This window comes from Bacillus sp. FSL M7-0558, from assembly GCF_038003245.1.
Lineage (GTDB): Bacteria > Bacillota > Bacilli > Bacillales > Bacillaceae > Bacillus > Bacillus pumilus.
In genome coordinates this window covers 2,108,206-2,130,505 of sequence record NZ_JBBOOU010000001.1, presented here as the reverse complement: position 1 = coordinate 2,130,505, position 22,300 = coordinate 2,108,206, and the positions used below count along the sequence as shown (strand labels likewise).

Sequence of the window (22,300 nt, the reverse complement as noted above, 5' to 3'; positions counted from 1 at the left end):
TCTCGTGTCATTTATTAACTGGCTGTCACTTGCTTTGATCCCACTGATCATCGCAGGAATTTTAATTGCGGGAACCATTAAAAAGGTACCGACCTATGAAACATTTGTCGAGGGCGGGAAAGAAGGTATTCAAATTGCCTTTTCAATCATTCCTTATTTAGTCGGCATGCTCGTGGCCATTACGATATTCCGCGCGTCTGGTGCGCTTGATTTTGTCATGGGACTGTTAAAACCCGTGTTTACAGCGATCGGCTTCCCGGCAGAAGTAGTGCCGCTTGCGTTTATTCGTCCAATATCTGGCACAGCTGCACTCGGGATGACATCAGACCTCATTGCGACATATGGACCAGATTCTTTTATCGGACAGCTCGCAGCTGTCATGCAAGGGTCAACTGATACCACTCTCTACATTTTAACGGTCTATTTTGGGGCAGTCGGTATAAAAAAAATGGGAGATGCGCTGAAAGTAGGTCTGTTAGCGGACCTCATTGGCATCATTGCATCTGTCATCATCGTCAGTTTGTTATTTAGCGGCGCCTAATGAGGCGCTTTTTTGTCTTTCAATGGATGGAAAATTGCTTTTTAGCTGAAATTAAACAGACGAATCGCTTATTTTTCCACGAATGCTTGTTTGTTTTAAGTCAAGCAAGTAAGATAGTACATGAGGTGAAAGACAAAATGGAACGTTTACAGAAAGTAATTGCACATGCCGGCGTCGCTTCTAGACGAAAGGCAGAAGAATTAATTAAAGAAGGACGAGTTACCGTTAATGGTCAAACAGTGACAGAGCTCGGAGTAAAAGTGGGCTCTTCAGATAAAATTGAAGTCAACGGATTAAAGCTTGAAAGAGAAGAACCGGTTTACTTTATGCTTTATAAACCGCGCGGCGTCATTTCAGCTGCCGAGGATGATAAAGGACGTAAGGTTGTCACAGATTTCTTTGATGACGTCCCGCAGCGCCTTTATCCAATCGGCCGCTTAGATTATGATACGAGCGGTTTGATTTTAATTACAAATGACGGGGAATTTGCCCATAAGCTCATGCATCCGAAATACGAAATTGATAAAACATATGCAGCGAAGCTAAAAGGCATCCCATCAAAGGAATTGCTTAGAAAGCTAGAAAAAGGGATTATGTTAGATCATAAAAAGACTGCACGTGCTCGTGCCAAGATGCTTTCTATCGATAAACGAAAGCAGACATCTATCGTTCAATTAACCATTCATGAAGGCAGAAACAGACAAGTGCGCCGCATGTTTGAAGCGATCGGTCATGATGTGTTAAAGCTAAAAAGAGAGCAATATGCGTTCCTTCATATTGAAGGCATGAGACCAGGAGACCGCAGAGAATTAACACCGCATGAAGTAAAGCGCCTGAGAGCAATTGCAGATCACGGGAAAAGCGCTTTTTAATTTTCACATAAACTTCAAAAAATGAAGAAGCATCAAAAGAAGGAGAATGCTATAATTTACCTGAATGTCTATGGGGAAGGGGTACTTCAGATGAAAAAAAGACGGTTTTTCATACGGACGGGCATTCTCCTCGTGATGCTTGCTGCACTATGTTATACCATGTATAACTCAGTATTTGCCAAACAGGATCGGGTCAAAGAAGGATCTATTGCGCCAAACTTTGTCCTTCAATCTGTGGATGGGGAACGGATTGAATTAAAGGACTTAAAAGGCAAAGGTGTCTTTCTTAATTTTTGGGGGACCTGGTGTGGTCCATGTAAACAAGAATTCCCTTACATGGCAAATCAATATGAAGTGTTCAAGGATCGCGGTGTGGAAATTGTTGCAGTGAATGTTGGGGAATCCAATATTGCCGTGAAGAATTTTATGGGGTCCTATGGCGTGAATTTTCCTGTTGCCATGGACAAGGATCGTCAAGTGACAGAGGCATATGATATTACGCCGCTGCCAACCACATTTTTAATTAATCCTGAAGGCAAGGTAATCAAAGTCATAAAGGGAACCATGACAGAACGTAATGTCTATGATTATATGAATTTGATTAAACCAAAGGGGTCATAGAATGAAAGAGGTAAAATGCGAGTGTGGACATATTAATCCAATCGGTACTGTTTTATGTGAATCCTGCGGGAATCCTATTGCGGCTAAAGAGAAAAACTCTTCAAAGCTGCTTGATATGAGATATGACGGCAGTGCGAGACGCTCGCAAACATACAACAAAACGATTGTTGATAAAGTATGGAACTTTTTTTCTTCCGTTAAGGTGGGTGTGTGGCTGATTGTCATCACACTGCTTGCTTCCTCATTAGGAACGATTTTTCCGCAGGAGCGATTTATTCCGCCAGGTGCATCTGCTTCCACCTATTATGAAGAGCAATATGGGTCGTTTGGCAAGCTGTATTACACACTTGGATTCCATGATCTTTATAATTCTTGGTGGTTTTTAGCTTTAGTTGCATCCATCGGAATCTCCCTTGTCATTTGCAGTCTCGACCGGGTTATTCCTCTTTATCGAGCACTTAAAAACCAAGGGGTTATTAAAAAAGAAGGCTTTATGAGAAGACAGCGTCTGTTCAGTGAGACAGACAAAACGTTAGATCAGCATACATATGAAGGCATCAAGAAAGCAATGAAACAAAAGCGTTACCGCGTGAGAGAAGAAAACGGACATATTTTAGCGGAAAAAGGCCGCTTTTCACGCTGGGGCCCTTACGTCAATCACATTGGATTAATCATCTTTCTCATTGGATCAATGCTCCGGTTTGTCCCAGGCATGTATGTGGATGAAACGCTGTGGGTTAGAGAGGGTGAAACTGCCCCAATTCCAGGCACAGATGGTCAATATTTTTTGAAAAATAATGCGTTTTCAATTGACCGCTATGAAACTGGAAATGAAAAAGAAGTGTTTGAGAATGCGATTGAAAGAGCTGGCGACGGTCAAGTAGTGAAAAGTTATAAAACCGATGCCACTTTATACAAACGTGAAGGGGAAGTTGTGTTTGGTGAAAAGCCCAAGCTGAAGCAGGTATCAGAACATGATATTAAAGTGAACGAACCGCTCAAGTTTGATCATTTCTCATTATATCAAGTGGATTTTAAACAAAATGAACTCGATCAAATGGTCTTTCAGCTGATTCGTAAAGATACTGAAAAATCTTTCGGAACAGTGAAGATTAATCTGCTGGAGCCTAAGTCAGAATATGATCTTGGTAGCGGTTACAAAGTCAAAGTGATGAGCTATCTCCCTGATTTTTATTTTGACGATGATGGAACGCCGAGTACGAAAACAAGGAATCCGAATAATCCTGCTTTCGTGTTTGAAATGGTTTCTCCTGAAAAGCCTAAAGGTGAAAAAAGCTTTGTGGCGATTCAAGAGACAGTAGAGGGCTCTGATAATAACCTATATAAAATGAAGTTTGATCGAGTGGAAACGAAAAACGTCACGGGATTGACGGTGAGAAAAGATTTAACTCTTGGGGTGCTCATCGTAGGCGGGATCATCTTCATGATTGGTGTCGTGCAGGGGATGTATTGGCAGCATAGAAGAATTTGGCTGTCTGCAAAGGATGGAAAAGTATTTGTGGCAGGACACACAAACAAAAACTGGTTTGGGTTAAAGTCTGATCTTGGCGTGATCCTAAGTGACAGTGGCATCAAACAGCCAGTTGATCAAAAAGAACTGCCTGATACAACAAGTATCAGCAAAAGCAAGGGGGAAGGATTAGATGGCAGCAGTCAGTGAAAACCTGTTATTTGCAGCTTTTCTATTGTATTTAGCGGCAGTTCCTTTTTTTGGTGGTGCCATTAAAGGAAAAAAGAAAGTTGATGGACCGCGCAGAAATAAGGCGGCACTTATCGGTATTACGCTCACCATCATCGGTTTTTTAAGTCAATTTGGCTACTTTATTTCAAGGTGGATGGCGTCTGGTCATGCACCAGTCAGTAATTTGTTTGAATTCACAACGGCTTTCGGCATGATGCTTGTGCTCGCATTCATCATTTTATATTTTGTGTATCAAGTGTCTGTACTTGGTTTATTTACACTTCCAATCGCTTTATTGATTATTGCCTATGCAAGTATGTTCCCATCTGATATATCACCGCTAATTCCTTCATTACAAAGTAATTGGCTTTATATTCACGTGACAACAGCAGCACTAGGGCAAGCTATTTTAGCGATCAGCTTTGTGGCAGGTGTCATCTTCTTATTAAAACATGTCGATCAAACAAAACCAGGTAAGAAGACATTTGGTTTAGAGCTTGTCATGTTTATGATTGTTGTGACACTTGCATTTATCGCAGTCACGTCCATCTTTAGAATGACAGGATACGAAGCGAAATTTAATTGGGTCGATAAAAATAAAGAGGAAAGTGTGATGGTCTATGAGCTGCCAGCTCTAGTTGGACCTCATAAAGGAGAGCTTGTGACGCAAGATCGTTTGGAACCGTTTGTTGATTTGCCGCCTGTTTTTTCAGGAAGAAAGGTCAATACGGTGTTATGGTCATTCGGCACAGGGCTGATTTTGTATGGACTGATTCGCTTGATCATTCGCAAACGACTGAGTGCTCTGCTTCAACCGCTCGTGAAACAGGTGAACCTAGATTTAGTCGATGAAATTGGATACAGAGCTGTTTCCATTGGTTTCCCTGTATTTGCGTTAGGCGGGCTCATTTTTGCAATGATCTGGGCGCAAATTGCATGGACTCGGTTCTGGGGCTGGGACCCGAAGGAAGTATGGGCATTAATTACGTTTCTCTTTTATGCAGCCTACCTTCATCTTCGCTTATCCAGGGGCTGGCATGGCGAAAAGTCCGCTTGGTTAGCTGTCATCGGATTCGCCATCATTATGTTTAATCTCATCTTTGTCAATCTTGTGATTGCAGGGCTTCATTCTTACGCGTAATCACATGAAAAAGGCCAACTTTTTATGAATCGATTCGGCTTTTTGTTAAAATGAATGTAACAACGGAGAAAGCAGGAGGATTGTCTAATGGAACACACAACTCAAACGAAAATATTAGTCGTAGATGATGAGGCAAGAATTCGCCGCCTTTTAAAAATGTATTTAGAACGTGAAAATTATGAAATCGATGAAGCTGAAAATGGAGATGAGGCCATTCAAAAAGGACTCCAAACAGATTATGACCTCATTTTGCTCGATTTAATGATGCCTGGTACAGATGGGATCGAAGTGTGTAATCAAATTCGAGACAAAAAAGCGACCCCAATCATTATGCTGACGGCAAAAGGAGAAGAAGCCAACCGCGTGCAAGGGTTTGAAGCAGGTACGGATGACTACATCGTCAAACCTTTTAGCCCGCGTGAAGTTGTTTTACGTGTGAAAGCATTGCTCAGAAGATCTTCTCAAACGTCTTATCTCAATACTGGGACAACAACAAAAGACGTCCTTGTGTTTTCTCATCTTTCAATTGATCACGACGCGCATAGAGTGACAGCTGATGGCAAAGAAGTCAGTCTCACGCCGAAGGAATATGAGCTTTTATATTTCCTTGCGAAAACACCGGATAAGGTTTATGACAGAGAGAAGCTGTTAAAAGAAGTATGGCAGTATGAATTCTTTGGAGACTTGAGAACAGTCGATACCCACGTCAAACGACTTCGCGAAAAGCTGAATAAAGTGTCACCAGAAGCTGCGAAAAAAATCGTGACGGTATGGGGTGTCGGGTACAAATTTGAGGTCGGCGCTGAATGAAACTGTGGAAAAGTGTCGTTGGAAAGCTATGGTTAACCATTCTCTTCCTCGTCCTCATCGTTTTATCTATTTTAACCGTGCTTCTTTTAGAGTTCATTGAAAATTACCATGTAGAAGAAGCAAAGTCAGATTTAACGCAAATGGCAAATAAAGTGGCGGTCATTTTAGAAAGCCATGACGATCAATCACTCGCAAGGTCGATTACATCAGAGCTTGCTGACAAATTGACGAGTATTGCGATTATCCAAGAGGACGGGCTAGAGTGGTATTCGTCTGAAAAAGACGGGAAGCTTCCTGCGATTACAAAGAAACAAATTGAAGCAGACGGTGATTTGAATCAAGCACTAAAAGATCGTAAAAAAATCAGTAAACGTGCAGAACCAAATGCAGGCAATCATAAGGATGAACGAATTGTTGTCGGTGTTCCATTTGAGGCAAACGGAAAAAAAGGCATGGTCTTTCTTTCTCAATCATTACTTGCGGTAGAGCAAACAACAAAACATACGACGCGTTATATCTTCCTAGCAGCCGGAATTGCCATTGTTCTGACCACTATTTTCGCGTTCTTCTTATCAACACGTGTCACCTATCCTCTTAGAAAGATGAAAGAGGGAGCGCAGGATCTGGCGAAAGGGAAATTTGATACAAAGATTCCTATATTAACGCAAGACGAAATTGGAGAACTGGCCATCGCCTTTAACCAAATGGGCAAGCAGCTTAAATTTCATATCACAGCTTTAAATCAAGAAAAAGAGCATTTGTCCAATATTTTAAGCAGTATGGCTGATGGTGTCATCACCATCAATATTGATGGAACGATCCTCATGACGAATCCTCCTGCAGAACGATTCTTGCAGGCATGGTATTACGAGCAAAATATGAAGATCAAAGATGGAGATGAACTGCCTCCAGAAGCGCGAGAATTGTTTCATACAGCCGTCAGCACGGAAAAAGAGCAAATGATTGAAGTCACACTGCAAGGACGTACTTGGGTTCTTCTCATGTCTCCGCTTTATAATCAGCAGGACGTTAGGGGAGCAGTTGCGGTCCTTCGTGATATGACAGAGGAACGAAGACTTGATAAGCTGAGAAAAGACTTCATTGCCAATGTCAGTCATGAACTTCGTACTCCAATTGCTATGCTGCAAGGATATAGTGAGGCAATTGTAGATGATATTGCTGGCTCAGAAGAGGAAAAGAAAGAGATTGCGCAAATTATTTACGACGAATCACTTCGAATGGGGCGTCTTGTGAACGATCTTCTAGACCTAGCGAGAATGGAAGCTGGCCATATTACACTGAATCTTGAATCAACAGATACAGAAGAGCTGACCGAGAAGATTTACCGCAAGTTTCTTGGTATAGCAAAAGAAAAGCAAGTTGATCTCACATATGACATTCAAGTGGATGAACCGTACTTTGTACTCGATCCGGATAAGATTGAACAGGTGTTTACGAATCTTATTGATAACGCCATTCGTCATACACCAGAAGGCGGAGAGGTTCACTTCTCGGTTCAATCGGTGGAAAGCGGTCTGAAAATGGATGTGAAAGATTCAGGAAGCGGAATCCCTGAAGAGGATCTGCCATTTATTTTCGAACGTTTCTATAAAGCGGATAAGGCAAGAACAAGAGGGCGTTCTGGTACTGGACTTGGTCTTGCGATTGTGAAGAATATCGTAGAAGCACATCAAGGCTCCATTCATGCACATAGCAAAGCGGGTACTGGTACACACTTTACCTTTTATATTCCGAGAAAAAAGCAGGAACTCGTCTAATCCTGACGAAGAATCTTGTTACATGAGAAACACTTCTTTTCGAAAGAAAAAGAAGTGTCAGCGTGTAGACAAACCCTCGCATTCGTTGTCAGGTCTGCGCGCTGGTGCTCACGAATGTTCAATTCGCTCCGCGCCAGTGCTCGCCCTTCCTAGACTTCAAAGGTTTTCTATCACGCTGAAAAGAAGACAAAGTGCTAAAATAAACATCATTTTAGCACTTTGTCAACAATCTAACACTTCTTTTCGAAAGAAAAAGAAGTGTTTTTTTATTTTCATATTTTTAAGGAGAAGTTAAACAAAAAGCCCTTCCCAAATTGTCGAACTTGTAATATATTTGTCATAAAGTTGTAATGTAACGTTTTGTAAGAGTCACTCGACAAAAATAAGTGAACGGAGGGGTTTCCTATGCATGAAACCTTTCAAAAAATATATGATTCGTACCATCAAGATTTGTACCAGTTTTTATTTTATATGGTTAAAGATAAAAATCAGGCAGAGGATCTCGTTCAGGAGGTTTACATCCGGGTACTTCACTCATATAAAACTTTTGAAGGAAGAAGCAGCGAGAAAACATGGCTGTTTTCAATTGCGAGGCATGTGGCAATTGATTGGTTTCGCAAACAGCAAACCATTAGACAACGGGTACTCGGCACGTTTGATTGGGATAAGCAGGATGTAAAGGACCCAGACTTGCTCCCAGACGAACTGGCTGTACAGGATGAAAATGTGAAAGAAATCTATGCCGCACTTGATCAGTGCACGATTGATCAAAGAGCTGTCATCATTTTAAGATTTATCCAGGGCTACTCAATCATGGAGACGGCCAAGGCGCTAAAGTTCTCGGAAAGCAAAGTCAAAACAACGCAGCACCGAGGCCTGAAAGTGCTCCGAAAACATATGGAGCTTTTGAAGGAGGAGCTAGTGAATGAAAACGAACAGGTCCGATTGGAGCGAAGAACGAATCAAGGTGTTACTAAGTCAGCTTCCAAAGGTGGAGGACAACCGTTCATCTAAGCAGATATACCAGCAGATGCTGATGGCAAGCGGGCAGAAAAAGAAAAGTGCCAAATGGATCGGTCCAGCGGTCGCAACCGTTGTGGTTTTATTTATGGCGTTTTTAATTTCTCCTCATTTATTTCAGCCGGCTGCTCAAGATCATCATCAGCAAATGAAAATGGACTCAAGTGCTGACAAAAGTCAGGTAAACGCCACATTAGAGGCGGTCAAACAGACTAATGGCCCCTCACACGTTGTGTCTCGTAAGCAGCAGCAAAAGTTTATGACCATAGCATACATAGATGAATCGACCTCTCAAGTGGTTCCGATTAGCATTGAAAAAGAGGATGAGTATGATCATTTGCAGGATATGGTGAACACATATGAACAGGTGCAGCTGCCTGAAATGACAAAGCCTCTTCAATCTTATATGGATATGGTGGACCTTCGTGAAAAAGGAGATACACTTGTTTTTCAATTAAAAAGTGATTTGTCCCTTGATACGTTAAAAGAAGCCAGCAGGTTTAAAGATATGGTAAAAGAAACGCTAAAATGGAGCAAATATGAGCAGGTGCAAGTCAAGACAGCCAAAGGTTCTCACCTTCAACTAGGAGCAAATGGAAGCGTTGGAACAATATCGATTGAAAAACAAACAAAGCACGCTTATTATGTTTTAGAGAATAAGAGCGGGACTTTTTTGGTGCCTTCAAAAACGCATTATTCATCGTATGAAGATGCGGTAGAAGCTATGAAGCGTACAAGCGATGCAGGACTTAATCCATTAATTAAAGACGAACCGATTAAAGAAGTGACGTCTAAAGGAAAACATGTGACCATTACGTTTGGAGCATCAGCGCAATTATCGGACTCAAATGATCATATTTTACTCATTGAAGGTCTGCTGCTCTCAGCGAAAGATTTTGGTTTTACAGAGGTCACCATTCAACAGGCGGGAACAGATCAAGTTGGTCCGTATGAATTAGAAGAACCGATAGAGGTGCCGGCTCTGCCGAATCCAGTTGTCATAAAAGACCGTTAAAGGACGCAAGAAATTGCGTTCTTTTTTGATGTATAGAAAATAGCTTCCTTGCTGTATACTAAGCTGTCATAAAAAGAACCTCAAAGAAGGGGAGTCACTAATGAAAAGGTATTGCTTCATATGTGCCAGCTGTTTTTTGATGATCTTTTCACCTGTTGCTCATGCACAGGAAACAAGCGAATGGGTGGAGCCGATAAAAGGAGAAGTCACAGATTTGTTTGGGACAAGAGGCGGCTCGCACATGGGATTAGATATAGCTGCGCCAGAAGGAGAATCCATCTTTGCTGCAAGTGAAGGTGAGGTCTCGCGTTCGTATGTATCTGCTACATATGGCGAGGTTGTGTTTATCCAGCATCCAAATGGATATGAAACCGTCTATGCACATTTACACGAGCGTTTTGTTAAAAAGGGTGACCATATAGAAGCAGGACAGCCGATCGGCATTATCGGCAACACAGGGGCGTCTAGAGGCACTCATTTGCATTTTGAGGTGCACAGGGGGCATTGGTCAGTCAGCAAAGAAGATGCGGTAGATCCACTCACAATCATTGCAATGGATCGCTTCCAAGAGCCGGCTCTACATGTAAACGGACAAGAGAACAATACATATCTCATTAAACAAGGAGATACCCTTTGGTCGATTGCAAAGGCGCATGAGATGACTGTGGAACAATTGAAACAGATCAATGAGCTGACTACTCATCTCATCCGAACGGGAGATCGTTTAATGGTTTCAAAAAAATAAACCTCATGCATGTGCATGAGGTTTATCATGATTTTTTATAGGTCGATCAGACGGACAGAAAGTATATCGTGCACTTCGGTTAATTCTTTGACAATTTCGTCCTCAAGATGCTTGTCGAAAGAAAGCATCATGATGGCTTCGCCGCCTTTTTCTTTACGTCCTACCTGCATTGTCGCAATGTTGACATCGTGGTCGCCTAAAATTTGTCCAACCTTTCCAATTACACCAGGTGCATCAGTATGCTGGATGTAGACAAGGTGTCCATCTGGATAAAAATCAATATTAAATCCATTAATGGAAACAACGCGTTCTCCTAAATGCGGGATATAGGTTGCTTTTAGAGTAAAGGTTGAAAGGTCGCCTTTGACTTCAATAGAAATGCTGTTTTCGTAACCAGATTCACTGGAAGAAATCTTTTCACTAAAGCTAATGCCGCGTTCTTTTGCCACCATTCCAGCATTGACTTCATTTACAGTCGAATCAACACGCTCTTTTAAAAAGCCTGACAGAAGACTTTTTGTAATAAAGGATGTTTCGAGTTTTGAAATAGAGCCTTCGTAAGAGATGCCTACTTCTTTTACAGGTTCTCTCATTGATTGAGAGACAAGACGTCCGAGCTTTCCTGCAAACTGATGATAAGGCTGAATTTTTTTGAACTCGTCTTTTGTCATCGCTGGTAGGTTAATAGATGACATAACAGGGAGTCCTTTTGCAAATTGAAGTACTTCTTCAGATACTTGCGCCGCTACATTTAATTGTGCTTCCTTCGTCGATGCGCCAAGATGCGGAGTCGCAATGACGAGCGGATGGTCTACAAGCGGATTATCAGTAGGAGGTTCTACCTCAAATACATCGAGTGCAGCTCCTGCAACATGGCCGCTTTCAAGCGCTTCAAGAAGGTCACGCTCGTCAATAATACCACCGCGTGCACAGTTCACTAGGCGAACGCCTTTTTTCGTTTTTGCAATTGTTTCTTTATTGAGAAGTCCTCTTGTTTCTTTTGTTAACGGGGTATGTACAGTGATGATATCTGATACTTCGAGTACTTCATCAAGTGACTTGGCATTGACACCGATTTTTTCTGCGCGTTCCTTTGTCAGAAACGGGTCAAATACGTTGACTGTCATGCCAAATGCTCTTGCACGCTGGGCAATTTCGCTTCCGATTCTGCCAAGTCCAACAATCCCAAGAGATTTTCCATAAAGCTCTGCACCAACATAGGCACCTCTGTTCCATTCTTTTGATTTCACAGAAATGTTGGCTTGTGGAATATGACGCATGAGTGAAGAGATCATCGCAAATGTATGCTCAGCTGTGGAGATCGTATTACCGTTTGGTGCATTGATCACAATGACGCCATGCTTGGTTGCTTCATCAATATCAATATTGTCTACTCCCACACCGGCACGGCCGACAATTTTTAATGAAGTCATTTTTTCATAAAGCTCTTTGGTCACTTTCGTCGCACTTCTGACAAGTAAGGCATCAAATGTGTGTAATTCATCTTCTGCTTCTGTTACATTTTTTTGGACAATTTCAACAAAATCTGATTCTAAAAGTGGTAAAAGACCATCATTGCTCATCTTATCTGAGACTAATACTCGAAACATCGTAAGATTTCCTCCTAAAATAAACGTCATAAATATCTGATAATTTACCATATTCCTTTTCGCTGTGTCAATCAAATTAAAGCAGTAAAGCGAAAAAGAAAACACGAACATTTCTTAGTGTCTTTATAAAGAATGGACACCTTTAAACAAAAGATAACCAATTTTTTCGTATTTGTCATTATAATTTTTAAGTTTTTTGCGATTTCTTAAAACTGATGAAATTGCTCAGGATTTTTATCTGTACAAATGCTCATATATCATATATAATGATGTCGAATTGAATAATGATCAATCTTCGGGGCAGGGTGCAATTCCCTACCGGCGGTGATGAGCATAGTCTCTAAGCCCGCGAGCCTTTTTTGGCAGGATTCGGTGTGATTCCGAAGCCGACAGTATAGTCTGGATGGGAGAAGATGGAGGTTCGTAAACGTTGAAAACTTGGTTTTTCACACGTTTATTTGTCTAGCCTAAATTCCCCGCTCCTGTTTTCATGAGCGGTTTTTTTGTGGCTGAAATTGAACAATCCTCTTTTCGAAAGATTTGATCGAAAAGGAGAGAGAATATTGAATCAAAGTAAAGTAAAACGTTTAGTCGTCACCAGTATGCTTAGCAGTATTTCGTTCGTGTTAATTTTATTGGATTTCCCTTTCCCAGGGCTTCCAGCGTATTTGAAAATTGATTTCAGCGATATCCCAGCGATTATTGCGATTTTAATTTATGGGCCAGGTGCAGGAATTGCCGTTGAGGCATTAAAAAATGTTCTGCATTATCTCATTCAAGGCAGTATGTCCGGCGTTCCAGTTGGGCAAGTCGCGAACTTCATTGCAGGCACACTATTCATCTTACCAGTCGCCTTTATGTTCAAAAAAATTAAATCAGCAAAAGGAATGGCTTGGTCAATGATCATGGGTACATTACTTATGACTGTGATGATGAGCATTTTAAATTACTTCTTATTCCTACCAGCTTACACATGGTTTTTAAACGCACCTGAACTATCAGATCATGCGCTCAAGACGACCATTACAGCAGGGATTTTACCTTTTAACTTTATTAAAGGAATCATCATTACCATCGTATTTAGCTTCATTTTTGTGAAAATGCGTCCATGGTTTGAAAATAAACGCCGACTTCAAAATAGTTAATATAAAAAAAGCCCCTGCATAAGGGGCTTTTATACTATTCATGCTTAAGTGGGTCACCCTCGAAAGATTCGTCCGCAACTTTGATTGAGTCAGTTGGACATCCTTCAAATGCATCAAGCATATCTTCTTCAAGTACTTCTGGAACTTCTACAGTCCCTTGGTTGTCGTCAAGCGTAACAAATGCAATGCCTTCATCATCATAATCATAAATGTCTGGAGCAGCTGCACCGCATGCGCCGCAAGCAATACATGTGTCTTTGTCTACAATTGTATATTTTGCCATGTTAAAAAAATACCTCCCAAATAGTTCGATGGAACACATGGTTTAACCTTTTTAGTTTCACCGATAAAAAACAATTTCCTCAAACCTTATTGTAATGATTTTAAATTCACATTTCAACTGTAAAGTGATTGAGAATGCTTATCACATAAGGGTTTGTTCATAACTTTCCCCCATAAATTGAGTTTAAACATTTCTTCTTGTATGAAATCTGTTAAAATAAAGGGAGAAAATATTCGAATTTTGTCAGGAAGACAGGTGCTTTGATGAATGACTCTTCATTATTTGGATGTCATGTTAATGGACAGCGTATATAAATTGAACGGCGAACGCTCCATTAGTGCTGTCTACCATCTTTTTAAAGGAAAAAAATCATCTCAAACCATACAGGATGCCAGCTTGTTTGAGCTTTCCAGGTACTTCGGCTGTTACCCGGGGTTTACGAGGGATCAGCTGAATCGTTCTGCTTTAAAGCTTGAAGAGAAGCACTATATTAGAAAAAACGATGAGACACTGAGTATCACTGAAGCAGGGCAGCAAATGCTACACCAGCATTTCTCTGAAAAACCGATGCCTGCTTATTTTCATGGTGCCAAATACCACGATAAAGCAAAGATGCTATGGATGAGGCTCTCTTTACTTGTACAAGTGCTTTCTCACCATATGGCTGGATCACATCAATATGTTCCAATACAAAGAGATGTCTCAGTTCAAAGCTGGACGAAATCTTTTTTGAAACAGCATCAGCAGAAAAGCAAGCTTTCAGAAGAGCTGCATCATGAACTAGAAAAACTCCTAATGAACCTAAGTGATCAAGAGGCACTGATTTTTGTTTACTCATTGACCTCACATGAACGAATCGGGCGTACGTATCAGCAAATGGCGGAGTGGATGAAAGAAGATGTGTGGTATGTGTACTTGCTTTTTTGGAATGTACTCCATTACTTTATTCAAGCTGCCCAAAAAGGTGAGGCGCCGACTTTGCAGAAGCTCGTAGGTGACCTTGAATTTAAACGCGTGTTAACAACTTCTACTCACAAAACACTTGAGCTTGTCCAAAAAGGATTTGATATTGAACAAATTGCTCACATTCGTTCATTAAAAAAGGCAACGATTGAAGATCATATCGTGGAGCTGTCGATACATGAGCCAAGCTTTTCAATAGATCCCTATGTGAGTATAAAAGAGCAGCGGGAGATCCTTGCTGTAGCCAGAGAACTGCAAACAAATAAAATGAAGCTGATTAAAGAAAAACTCGAGCATCCATTTACTTATTTTCAAATACGATTGGCACTGACAAGGATGGTGAAAGCAAATGGATAAGCTTCATCAGACGCTCATGCGATACTTTGGCCACGATACATTTAAAGCAGGTCAAGAGGACATTATTCGAAGTGTACTGCATCAAAAAGATACGGTTGCCATGCTGCCTACTGGTGGAGGAAAGTCACTTTGCTATCAAATTCCCGGTTATATGACAGACGGGCTGGTTCTGATTATTTCGCCGCTTTTATCGCTTATGGAGGACCAAGTCGAACGAATGAAAATGCGCGGAGAAAAACGAGTGGCGGCGCTTAATAGCACATTGTCTTTTCAGGAGAGGCGACATATCATTCGGCATTTGCCATCATATAAATTTCTATTCGTCGCACCTGAGGCATTAATGTCAGAAGTGCTGCTTGAACAGCTCAAATCGATGCGTATTGGTCTGTTTGTCGTCGATGAAGCGCATTGTATATCAGAATGGGGGCATGATTTCCGTCCTGAATATTCGAAGCTCGGAGAATGGAGAGAAGCGTTAGGTCATCCTGTGGCTTTAGCTCTTACAGCCACAGCAACGAAACAAACGCTAAAAGATACTGTGCAAACGCTAAGGTTGCAGCATCCAGACTTTCATATTCATTCCGTCAACCGCCCGAACATTGCCTTAGTCAAAGAAGTGCACGAATCGAAAGAAGCAAAAGAGAAACGGGCCATTGAGCTTGCGGATTTTTTGCAAGGACCAGGCATTATTTATTGCCCAACCCGGCAAATGACAGAAGAGCTTGCTCTCTGTATGAAACAAAAAACCAATCAGCGTGTTGAGTTTTATCATGGCGGAATGGACGCAGGAGATCGTATGCTCATTCAGCAGCAATTTATTAGCGGTCAGCTTGATCTCATTTGCTGTACGAGTGCTTTTGGCATGGGAATTGATAAAGCAAATATCCGGTTTGTCATTCATATGAGCCCTCCGCAATCGATTGAAGCATTTATGCAAGAGATTGGAAGAGCGGGAAGGGACGGGAAAAACAGTGTGAGCATTCTTTTATATACAGAAGAGGATGCAGATATTCAGCTACACTTGATCCAAGCAGAAGGATTTGACGAACCAGAAATTGATTTCTACTTATCACAACTGACTCAAATGCAGACAAATGATGAAAAAAAATTACGTGAACGATTGATGGAAACAGGGCTTCAGGAGACGCGTGCAAGAATGCTGACGCACTATTACATGATGCATGAGTCCGAACAGCGCCCGGCAATTCTGATGAATCTAAAAGAAATATTGCAGGACAGACAAACAGAAAAGCTAAAAAAAGTGTGGCAATTTAAAGAGCGGATCATGGATCATGACTGCTTTAGACAATCTCTGTTATCATATTTTCACGAACAGCTTGATCAAACAGAGCGCGCGTCCTCTAAGCATTGCTGCTCTTCTTGCGGACTGAACCTGTCTGATTATGAAAAAAAAGAACAATCATTGGAGCTGAATGAAATGAAACACTGGAAGACTGTGCTGGATCGTATGTTTCATCTGACAAAAGAGGCGCAGCATTGATTGAACAACATCGCCGAATCATTGAAAAATTAACCGATCGACAAGTCGTAGAACAGCTGTATTTCACGCAGCTGCTCATGCTTATCGTTTCTTTTTTACTAGGCATATTTATGTTCGATCAATGGACGGATTTTACAGCCCTTTGGCAGATTCATGATATGCGCATTCTAACATATGGAATTGGCGGTGCATTGCTCGTCATTATTATAGATGCAATTGTCATGAAGGTGTTTCCTGCTCATATGTATGATGATGGTGGTTTAAATGAAAAGATGTTCAAAAACCGAAGCATCCCGCATATTGTTTGGTTAGCACTTCTCATTGCCTTTTCAGAGGAAATACTATTTCGCGGAATTGTTCAACAGCAATTTGGACTTGAGATTGCCAGCATCGTGTTTGCGCTTCTTCACTTTCGCTATTTATCAAAAATACTCTTGTTTATCCTCGTGGTTTCCATTAGTATTTTTTTAGGACTTTTATACGAGTGGACGGGGAATTTGTTTGTTCCTGTCATGACACATTTTGTCATTGACTTAGTCTTTGCTTGTCAAATTCGTTTGAAATATAAGGGGAGGGATGAACATGGAAGAAATGTCGAGAATGCAGAGAAAGAAGGAGCAGCTCACAAACAACCATGACGACAATGTAGAGGAAATTCTTGAAGAAAAAGTACATCCTTCTGATGACTCTCACTTTCCTACACGAGAAGACTTTCATGAATATAAGAAGCAGCGTACGAAAAAAGTGCGCAATCCTTTGTTTACGACATTGGCTATTATCTTTCCTATCATCGTCATCACTGTTTTCTTTCTATTGATCTACTACACTTCAAAGGAAATTAACGATAATAACAATCAAGGTGTCTACATTGATAAAACCTCAAGTGCTGACACAGACCCAGTTCCGTCAGCACTAGCCGAAACAAAAAATGACGCAAAAGCTGATAAAGCGGATGCGTCTGATGAAGAGAAGAAAAAGAAAGATGAAGAAAAAGAAAAGCAGCGATCAAAAGAAAAAGCAGAGCAAAAGAAAAAAGAAAAAGCTGCTAAAGAGAAAGAAGAGCGTGAAAAAGCCGCAGCTGCGAAAAAACGTGAGCAGCAGCAGCTAGCCCTCCAAAAACAGCAAGAAGAGAAAAAACGAAAAGAAGTCGAAGAGAAAAAGAAGCAGGAAGAAAAGCCAGTTCGTGTCGTCCAGCACACTGTTGGCCCAGAGGAAAACCTGTATCGAATCTCGATGAAATATTACAAAAGCCGATCAGGTGAAGAGAAAATAAAAGCCTACAATCATTTAAATGGGAACAGTGTATACAGTGGTCAAGTACTCAATATTCCATTGGAAAACTAATTACCTGACATGAACGAATGAAAAAGCACATACATATGTAGAAAAAAGGGACAGGGTGTATGTGATGACTTTGCACGCAATCAGCCGCTATATGGATCAGCCGACACAGAAAATGATGGAAACGTTGATCAAAAGAAAGCACAAATATGAGGGCTTTGCCAAGCAGTGTAGAAGGTGGCAATGGACAGCCCTTTTGTCACTGGCGATTCTTTTGTTTTATTTTGTGATAACGGCAAATAAGGGAGGCTCGCTTCAGCCGGAATCGATGATTGCAACGCTGCTCGGTCATGAGGTCTTTCTATTTTGGATAATGGCTGAGGTGTTTGCTTTTTATGCATCTTATTATTATAAGAAAAAAGAAGAAAAGGCTGAGGATGAATATCATCGCCTTAGATGTGAGATTATACAAAAAAGCACAGACTTATGGCCGCAATCAGACCAGTGGAAAGAGCGTGAAGCGGTTTTTCACTATATGCAGCAGCAATATGACATTAATCTCTATTATGAAAGTAAATAAATGTGTAAAAAGACGTTTTAATAGTTGAAACGTCTTTTTTCATTCAAGCGTCTTATGAACGACACATATGCAAGGGAGCCATTTATGATGAAATATGCCATCGGATTTACTGCCGCCATTGCGGCTGTTACAACAGGTGTGTGTGTAACGGCAAAAATGGTGAAAACGGCAAAACAAAACAACATCAAAAAGCATTACTTTACAATAGAAGCACTTCAATCAGATCGACCAGCAGTAATTTTCTTTATTTCTGATACACACCGGCGGCTGATTAGTGACTCATTATTAGCGGAAGTCACACAAGAAAAACCGGATGTCATTATGATAGGTGGGGACTTAGCAGAAAAAGGTGTACCCTACGCCAGAATTGAAGAAAATGTGAAACGTTTATCAAGAATTGCGCCCGTTTATTTTGTTTGGGGAAATAATGATCACGAGCTGCACCAGCAAAAGCTTAAAGAGATTCTTCATGCTTACGATGTGACGACCCTGCAAAATGAAACAGCTGTGTGGGATTTCGAAGGCCAGTCAATTAAAATTGGAGGCATCGATGATATTCGGCTTGAAAAGGCGGATTATGAAGCGATACGACCTGAGTTTGTGAAAGATGACGTAAATATTCTCTTATCACACAACCCAGATGTACATCATTTAATGAGTGAAGATGAGGGGATCGACCTTGTTTTGAGCGGTCATACACATGGAGGTCAGATTCGAATTGGGAAATTTGGTCCGTATGAAAAAGGAAGAACAGGTCAGGTCAAAGGCGCATTTTTTCTCATTAGTAATGGCTATGGAACAACAAAGATTCCAATGCGTCTCGGGGCAGAACCGGAAACGCATCTGATCTATTTAATGCCTGTAAAAACGCGATGACTGGCTGCGCCCTCAATATTTTCCATAAAAGTCACCGTAAGCATAGCTTCATGCTTGTCTTCCGTCTTGACACAGTGTAAACTGAATACAAAATTAAGAACCTATGACTCATCATCTCATATACTACAGTATGATGTGTGTTTAGAAGAGGCAGGAGGGAACGTTATGCGACTGGAGCGTCTGAATTATAATAAAATCAAAATTTTTCTCACACTAGATGACCTGACAGACCGGGGTCTTACGAAAGAAGACCTTTGGAAAGATTCGTTCAAAGTCCATCAGCTGTTTAAAGACATGATGAACGAAGCGAATCAGGAGCTCGGTTTTGAAGCGAGTGGACCGATTGCTGTTGAAGTATTTTCACTTCAGGCGCAGGGGATGGTCGTCATTGTCACAAAGAGTCAGCAGGATGATGCTGATGATGATGAGTTTGATGAAGATTACATTGAGATGCAAGTCAAGCTCGACGAGAGTCATCATGTGCTCTATCAATTTGCCTCGTTTGAAGATGTGATTCAACTGTCCCATAGTTTAAGTCGTATTGGACTTTTAGGGGGTACAGTTTACCATTATGAAGGTCAATATTTTCTCAGCCTAGATGATTTTGAAGAACTATCAGCTGATACCGTCATTTCCATTTTAGCGGAGTTCGGTTCACCAACGACATTAACGATCCATCGGCTAAAAGAATACGGAAAAGTGATCATGCAAGATGATGCAGTGAAAACGATTCAAATGTATTTTTAATCACTTTTTTCTATTATATTTAATACTGTTGTGATGAAACAACAGTATTTTTTTATATCCTTTTTATATTTATAAACGCTGATATTTTATTTTAATAAAAAACGTTTTTTACCTTTGCTTTACCAGTACGAAGGTGTATACTATTGCTTGAAAGGGAGCAGTAGATCATGAAAGATTTCTAGGGGGTTTATTTTAATGGCAGCCGATCAAAACGCCGCTCATAACGCAGAAGATAAGCTAGATGTTTTAAAGTCAACTCAAACCGTCATACATAAAGCGCTAGACAAATTAGGGTATCCGCAAGAAGTGTATGAATTGCTGAAGGAGCCAATTCGTCTATTAACTGTGAAAATTCCAGTACGAATGGATGATGGATCAGTGAAAATTTTCACTGGTTACCGCGCGCAGCACAATGATGCTGTTGGACCGACAAAAGGCGGTATTCGTTTCCACCCGAACGTTACTGAAAAAGAAGTAAAAGCGCTTTCAATTTGGATGAGTTTAAAATGTGGTATTGTGGATCTTCCTTATGGCGGAGGAAAAGGCGGTATTATCTGTGATCCAAGAGAAATGTCATTTAGAGAGCTTGAAAAACTAAGTCGCGGCTATGTTCGCGCAATCAGTCAAATCGTTGGTCCAACAAAAGATGTACCAGCTCCAGATGTGTTTACAAACTCTCAAATTATGGCATGGATGATGGACGAATATTCTAGAATGGATGAATTTAACTCGCCAGGATTTATTACCGGAAAACCAATTGTTCTTGGAGGATCACACGGACGTGATACTGCAACAGCAAAAGGTGTGACGATCTGCATCAAAGAAGCGGCGAAGAAAAAAGGAATTGACATTAACGGGGCACGTGTTGTCGTACAGGGATTCGGAAATGCAGGAAGCTACTTGGCTAAATTCATGTATGATGCCGGAGCGAAAATCGTAGGGATTTCAGATGCTTACGGCGGGTTATACGATGAAGATGGTCTTGATATTGACTACTTGCTTGACAGACGTGACAGCTTTGGAACCGTTACTAAATTATTTAACGATACCATCACAAACCAAGAGCTGCTTGAGCTTGATTGTGATATCTTAGTACCTGCAGCCATTGAGAACCAAATCACTGAAGATAATGCGGCAAACATTAAAGCTAAAATTGTCGTAGAAGCAGCGAATGGTCCAACGACACTTGAAGGAACAAAAATTCTTTCAGATCGTGGAGTACTGCTTGTCCCAGACGTACTTGCGAGTGCGGGTGGTGTAACGGTTTCTTACTTTGAATGGGTGCAGAATAACCAAGGGTTCTACTGGACTGAAGAGGAAGTCGAAACTCGTTTAGAAGATATGATGGTGAAATCATTTAATAATATTTATGAAATGGCGCAAAACCGCCGCATCGATATGCGTCTTGCTGCATATATGGTCGGCGTACGTAAAATGGCTGAAGCTTCTCGATTCAGAGGCTGGATTTAAGCGGCTTATTTGCATCGCGCCCAAAAATCTCCTATCCTTATATAGGAGATTTTTTTATGGAATGGGAACAAATCATCAACAGCTAGCAATTGTTATTGCATTGAAACGACAGGAGTGGAACAAATGAAACAAGAAAAAGCGATCATAATAGGAGGCGGCCCTTGCGGATTATCAGCTGCCATCGCATTCCAGCAAATCGGAATTGATGCACTAGTCATTGAAAAGGGGAATGTCGTTAACAGTATTTATCATTACCCAACACATCAAACCTTTTTCAGTACAAGTGAAAAGCTTGAGATTGGTGATGTCGCTTTTATTACTGAAAATCGCAAGCCCGTTCGTATCCAGGCGCTTTCTTATTACCGAGAAGTAGTCAGACGAAAAAACCTGCGTGTGCATGCCTTTGAAAAAGTAACCGCTGTGACGAAAAAAGATGGCCATTTTACCGTGAGCACATCAAAAGACGACTATTCATGTGATTATGTCGTGATTGCTACTGGCTACTATGACCATCCAAACTATATGAATGTCAAAGGGGAAGACCTTCCACATGTGTATCATTATTTTAAAGAAGGACACCCATACTTTGATAAAGATGTAACGGTGATCGGCGGGAAAAACTCAAGTGTCGATGCTGCGCTAGAACTTGTGAAATGCGGAAGCAGAGTCACTGTACTTTATCGAGGAACTGAATATTCATCTAGCATCAAACCTTGGATTTTGCCAGAGTTTGAAGCACTTGTGCGAAATGGAACGATTCGAATGGAGTTTGGAGCACAGGTGAAGGAAATTACAGAAGAAGAAGTGATTTTTACAAACCAGCAAGAGCAAACGGAGCGAGTGAAAAGTGATTATGTTTTTGCCATGACAGGCTATCATCCAGATCATTCTTTCTTAGAAAAAATGGGTGTGACAATTGATCAAGAATCAGGCCGTCCAGCATTTGATGAACAGACGATGGAGACAAACGTAGAAGGTATTTTCATCGCAGGAGTGATTGCAGCTGGAAATAATGCCAATGAAATTTTCATTGAAAATGGGAGATTTCATGGGGGGCTAATTGCAGAAGAAATCAACAAAAGAATGAACGCATAAAAAAAGAACTGGATCCTTCCAAGGGATTCGGTTCTTTTTGATATAAAATGGGATTATATAGAAAGTAATTTTCATAAAAATGGGCTCGAGTCATATAAAAAAAGGGTAAATCATGGTACGATAATGAAGGATAATGTAGGGAAAGAG

The 22,300-nt window shown here is 40.9% G+C and carries 22 protein-coding genes and 1 riboswitch; of the genes, 20 read left to right on the top strand and 2 right to left on the bottom strand.

Annotation, left to right across the window (positions count from 1 at the left end; translation table 11 throughout):
• Positions 1 to 4 precede the first annotated feature (4 nt).
• From MHB79_RS10595 to MHB79_RS10550, 10 genes are all read left to right on the top strand, one after another.
• Positions 5 to 541, top strand: coding sequence for a spore maturation protein (locus MHB79_RS10595; protein ID WP_003216139.1), 537 nt, complete (start codon positions 5 to 7; stop codon positions 539 to 541).
• Positions 542 to 678: 137 nt separating this feature from the next.
• Positions 679 to 1,413, top strand: a complete 735-nt coding sequence (rluB, locus tag MHB79_RS10590; RefSeq protein WP_034620508.1) for a 23S rRNA pseudouridine(2605) synthase RluB — start codon at positions 679 to 681, stop codon at positions 1,411 to 1,413.
• Positions 1,414 to 1,503: 90 nt separating this feature from the next.
• Positions 1,504 to 2,034, top strand: a complete 531-nt coding sequence (gene resA, locus MHB79_RS10585; protein ID WP_253622460.1) for a thiol-disulfide oxidoreductase ResA — start codon at positions 1,504 to 1,506, stop codon at positions 2,032 to 2,034.
• A gap of 1 nt (position 2,035) precedes the next feature.
• Positions 2,036 to 3,715, top strand: a complete 1,680-nt coding sequence (gene resB / locus MHB79_RS10580) for a cytochrome c biogenesis protein ResB (RefSeq protein WP_003215850.1) — start codon at positions 2,036 to 2,038, stop codon at positions 3,713 to 3,715.
• Positions 3,699 to 4,877, top strand: coding sequence for a c-type cytochrome biogenesis protein CcsB (gene ccsB, locus MHB79_RS10575; RefSeq protein ID WP_050943828.1), 1,179 nt, complete (start codon positions 3,699 to 3,701; stop codon positions 4,875 to 4,877). Before resB ends, ccsB begins: the two co-directional genes overlap by 17 nt.
• An 87-nt stretch (positions 4,878 to 4,964) precedes the next feature.
• Positions 4,965 to 5,687 (top strand): response regulator transcription factor, encoded by a 723-nt coding sequence (locus tag MHB79_RS10570; protein ID WP_003215596.1) that lies wholly within the window; start codon positions 4,965 to 4,967, stop codon positions 5,685 to 5,687.
• Positions 5,684 to 7,465, top strand: a complete 1,782-nt coding sequence (locus MHB79_RS10565; protein WP_003216141.1) for an ATP-binding protein — start codon at positions 5,684 to 5,686, stop codon at positions 7,463 to 7,465. Before MHB79_RS10570 ends, MHB79_RS10565 begins: the two co-directional genes overlap by 4 nt.
• Positions 7,466 to 7,870: 405 nt before the next feature.
• Positions 7,871 to 8,479, top strand: a complete 609-nt coding sequence (gene sigX / locus MHB79_RS10560; protein WP_003215976.1) for an RNA polymerase sigma factor SigX — start codon at positions 7,871 to 7,873, stop codon at positions 8,477 to 8,479.
• Positions 8,391 to 9,500, top strand: coding sequence for a sigma X negative regulator (locus tag MHB79_RS10555; protein WP_327839391.1), 1,110 nt, complete (start codon positions 8,391 to 8,393; stop codon positions 9,498 to 9,500). Before sigX ends, MHB79_RS10555 begins: the two co-directional genes overlap by 89 nt.
• A 100-nt stretch (positions 9,501 to 9,600) precedes the next feature.
• Positions 9,601 to 10,245 (top strand): M23 family metallopeptidase, encoded by a 645-nt coding sequence (locus tag MHB79_RS10550; RefSeq protein WP_226803640.1) that lies wholly within the window; start codon positions 9,601 to 9,603, stop codon positions 10,243 to 10,245.
• 35 nt (positions 10,246 to 10,280) lie between these two features.
• On the opposite strand, the gene serA is transcribed toward MHB79_RS10550, so the two are convergent.
• Entirely contained in the window at positions 10,281 to 11,855 is a 1,575-nt protein-coding gene (serA, locus tag MHB79_RS10545) for a phosphoglycerate dehydrogenase (RefSeq protein WP_012010415.1), read from the bottom strand.
• A 287-nt stretch (positions 11,856 to 12,142) separates the two neighbouring features.
• Positions 12,143 to 12,274, top strand: a riboswitch (FMN riboswitch).
• 144 nt (positions 12,275 to 12,418) lie between these two features.
• Here serA and MHB79_RS10540 point away from each other — a divergent pair.
• Entirely contained in the window at positions 12,419 to 13,000 is a 582-nt protein-coding gene (locus tag MHB79_RS10540) for an ECF transporter S component (RefSeq protein ID WP_012010414.1), read from the top strand.
• 34 nt (positions 13,001 to 13,034) lie between these two features.
• Here the strand turns inward: MHB79_RS10540 and MHB79_RS10535 are convergent, their stop codons facing one another.
• The gene (locus tag MHB79_RS10535; protein ID WP_003215700.1) at positions 13,035 to 13,283 is read right to left on the bottom strand and encodes a ferredoxin; all 249 of its coding nucleotides are present in this window, start codon (positions 13,281 to 13,283) and stop codon (positions 13,035 to 13,037) included.
• Positions 13,284 to 13,550: 267 nt separating this feature from the next.
• Here MHB79_RS10535 and MHB79_RS10530 point away from each other — a divergent pair, with 267 nt between their 5' ends.
• From MHB79_RS10530 to MHB79_RS10490, 9 genes are all read left to right on the top strand, one after another.
• The gene (locus tag MHB79_RS10530) at positions 13,551 to 14,603 is read left to right on the top strand and encodes a helix-turn-helix domain-containing protein (protein ID WP_321999310.1); all 1,053 of its coding nucleotides are present in this window, start codon (positions 13,551 to 13,553) and stop codon (positions 14,601 to 14,603) included.
• Complete coding sequence (locus MHB79_RS10525) at positions 14,596 to 16,104, top strand: RecQ family ATP-dependent DNA helicase (RefSeq protein ID WP_339160042.1); 1,509 nt, start codon at positions 14,596 to 14,598, stop codon at positions 16,102 to 16,104. Before MHB79_RS10530 ends, MHB79_RS10525 begins: the two co-directional genes overlap by 8 nt.
• Complete coding sequence (locus MHB79_RS10520; protein ID WP_137055032.1) at positions 16,101 to 16,742, top strand: CPBP family intramembrane glutamic endopeptidase; 642 nt, start codon at positions 16,101 to 16,103, stop codon at positions 16,740 to 16,742. The genes MHB79_RS10525 and MHB79_RS10520 overlap by 4 nt, the downstream gene beginning before the upstream one ends.
• Positions 16,687 to 17,448, top strand: a complete 762-nt coding sequence (locus MHB79_RS10515) for a LysM peptidoglycan-binding domain-containing protein (RefSeq protein ID WP_034620417.1) — start codon at positions 16,687 to 16,689, stop codon at positions 17,446 to 17,448. Before MHB79_RS10520 ends, MHB79_RS10515 begins: the two co-directional genes overlap by 56 nt.
• 64 nt (positions 17,449 to 17,512) lie before the next feature.
• Entirely contained in the window at positions 17,513 to 17,965 is a 453-nt protein-coding gene (locus MHB79_RS10510) for a YpbF family protein (protein ID WP_340989702.1), read from the top strand.
• Positions 17,966 to 18,052: 87 nt separating this feature from the next.
• Positions 18,053 to 18,841, top strand: coding sequence for a metallophosphoesterase (locus MHB79_RS10505; RefSeq protein ID WP_050943977.1), 789 nt, complete (start codon positions 18,053 to 18,055; stop codon positions 18,839 to 18,841).
• Positions 18,842 to 19,006: 165 nt separating this feature from the next.
• Positions 19,007 to 19,588: a genetic competence negative regulator gene (locus MHB79_RS10500; protein ID WP_003215601.1), complete on the top strand. Its 582-nt coding sequence runs from the start codon at positions 19,007 to 19,009 to the stop codon at positions 19,586 to 19,588.
• 195 nt (positions 19,589 to 19,783) lie between these two features.
• Positions 19,784 to 21,058 carry a Glu/Leu/Phe/Val family dehydrogenase gene (locus MHB79_RS10495; RefSeq protein ID WP_003215501.1) on the top strand — a complete coding sequence of 425 codons (1,275 nt, stop codon included), beginning with the start codon at positions 19,784 to 19,786 and terminating at the stop codon, positions 21,056 to 21,058.
• A gap of 123 nt (positions 21,059 to 21,181) precedes the next feature.
• A complete protein-coding gene (locus MHB79_RS10490; protein ID WP_003215846.1) occupies positions 21,182 to 22,153 on the top strand; it encodes a YpdA family putative bacillithiol disulfide reductase in 972 nt (323 codons plus the stop codon).
• The last annotated feature ends 147 nt before the right edge of the window (positions 22,154 to 22,300 follow it).

Excerpts from the sequence above, each read along its gene's own strand:
- rluB (WP_034620508.1), top strand. The coding sequence starts at position 679 with ATGGAACGTTTACAGAAAGTAATTGCACATGCCGGCGTCGCTTCTAGA.
- resA (WP_253622460.1), top strand. The coding sequence starts at position 1,504 with ATGAAAAAAAGACGGTTTTTCATACGGACGGGCATTCTCCTCGTGATG.
- resB (WP_003215850.1), top strand. The coding sequence starts at position 2,036 with ATGAAAGAGGTAAAATGCGAGTGTGGACATATTAATCCAATCGGTACT.
- ccsB (WP_050943828.1), top strand. The coding sequence starts at position 3,699 with ATGGCAGCAGTCAGTGAAAACCTGTTATTTGCAGCTTTTCTATTGTAT.
- MHB79_RS10570 (WP_003215596.1), top strand. The coding sequence starts at position 4,965 with ATGGAACACACAACTCAAACGAAAATATTAGTCGTAGATGATGAGGCA.
- MHB79_RS10565 (WP_003216141.1), top strand. The coding sequence starts at position 5,684 with ATGAAACTGTGGAAAAGTGTCGTTGGAAAGCTATGGTTAACCATTCTC.
- sigX (WP_003215976.1), top strand. The coding sequence starts at position 7,871 with ATGCATGAAACCTTTCAAAAAATATATGATTCGTACCATCAAGATTTG.
- MHB79_RS10555 (WP_327839391.1), top strand. The coding sequence starts at position 8,391 with ATGAAAACGAACAGGTCCGATTGGAGCGAAGAACGAATCAAGGTGTTA.
- MHB79_RS10550 (WP_226803640.1), top strand. The coding sequence starts at position 9,601 with ATGAAAAGGTATTGCTTCATATGTGCCAGCTGTTTTTTGATGATCTTT.
- serA (WP_012010415.1), bottom strand. The coding sequence starts at position 11,855 with ATGTTTCGAGTATTAGTCTCAGATAAGATGAGCAATGATGGTCTTTTA.
- MHB79_RS10535 (WP_003215700.1), bottom strand. The coding sequence starts at position 13,283 with ATGGCAAAATATACAATTGTAGACAAAGACACATGTATTGCTTGCGGC.
- MHB79_RS10530 (WP_321999310.1), top strand. The coding sequence starts at position 13,551 with ATGACTCTTCATTATTTGGATGTCATGTTAATGGACAGCGTATATAAA.
- MHB79_RS10525 (WP_339160042.1), top strand. The coding sequence starts at position 14,596 with ATGGATAAGCTTCATCAGACGCTCATGCGATACTTTGGCCACGATACA.
- MHB79_RS10515 (WP_034620417.1), top strand. The coding sequence starts at position 16,687 with ATGGAAGAAATGTCGAGAATGCAGAGAAAGAAGGAGCAGCTCACAAAC.
- MHB79_RS10510 (WP_340989702.1), top strand. The coding sequence starts at position 17,513 with ATGACTTTGCACGCAATCAGCCGCTATATGGATCAGCCGACACAGAAA.
- MHB79_RS10505 (WP_050943977.1), top strand. The coding sequence starts at position 18,053 with ATGAAATATGCCATCGGATTTACTGCCGCCATTGCGGCTGTTACAACA.
- MHB79_RS10500 (WP_003215601.1), top strand. The coding sequence starts at position 19,007 with ATGCGACTGGAGCGTCTGAATTATAATAAAATCAAAATTTTTCTCACA.
- MHB79_RS10495 (WP_003215501.1), top strand. The coding sequence starts at position 19,784 with ATGGCAGCCGATCAAAACGCCGCTCATAACGCAGAAGATAAGCTAGAT.
- MHB79_RS10490 (WP_003215846.1), top strand. The coding sequence starts at position 21,182 with ATGAAACAAGAAAAAGCGATCATAATAGGAGGCGGCCCTTGCGGATTA.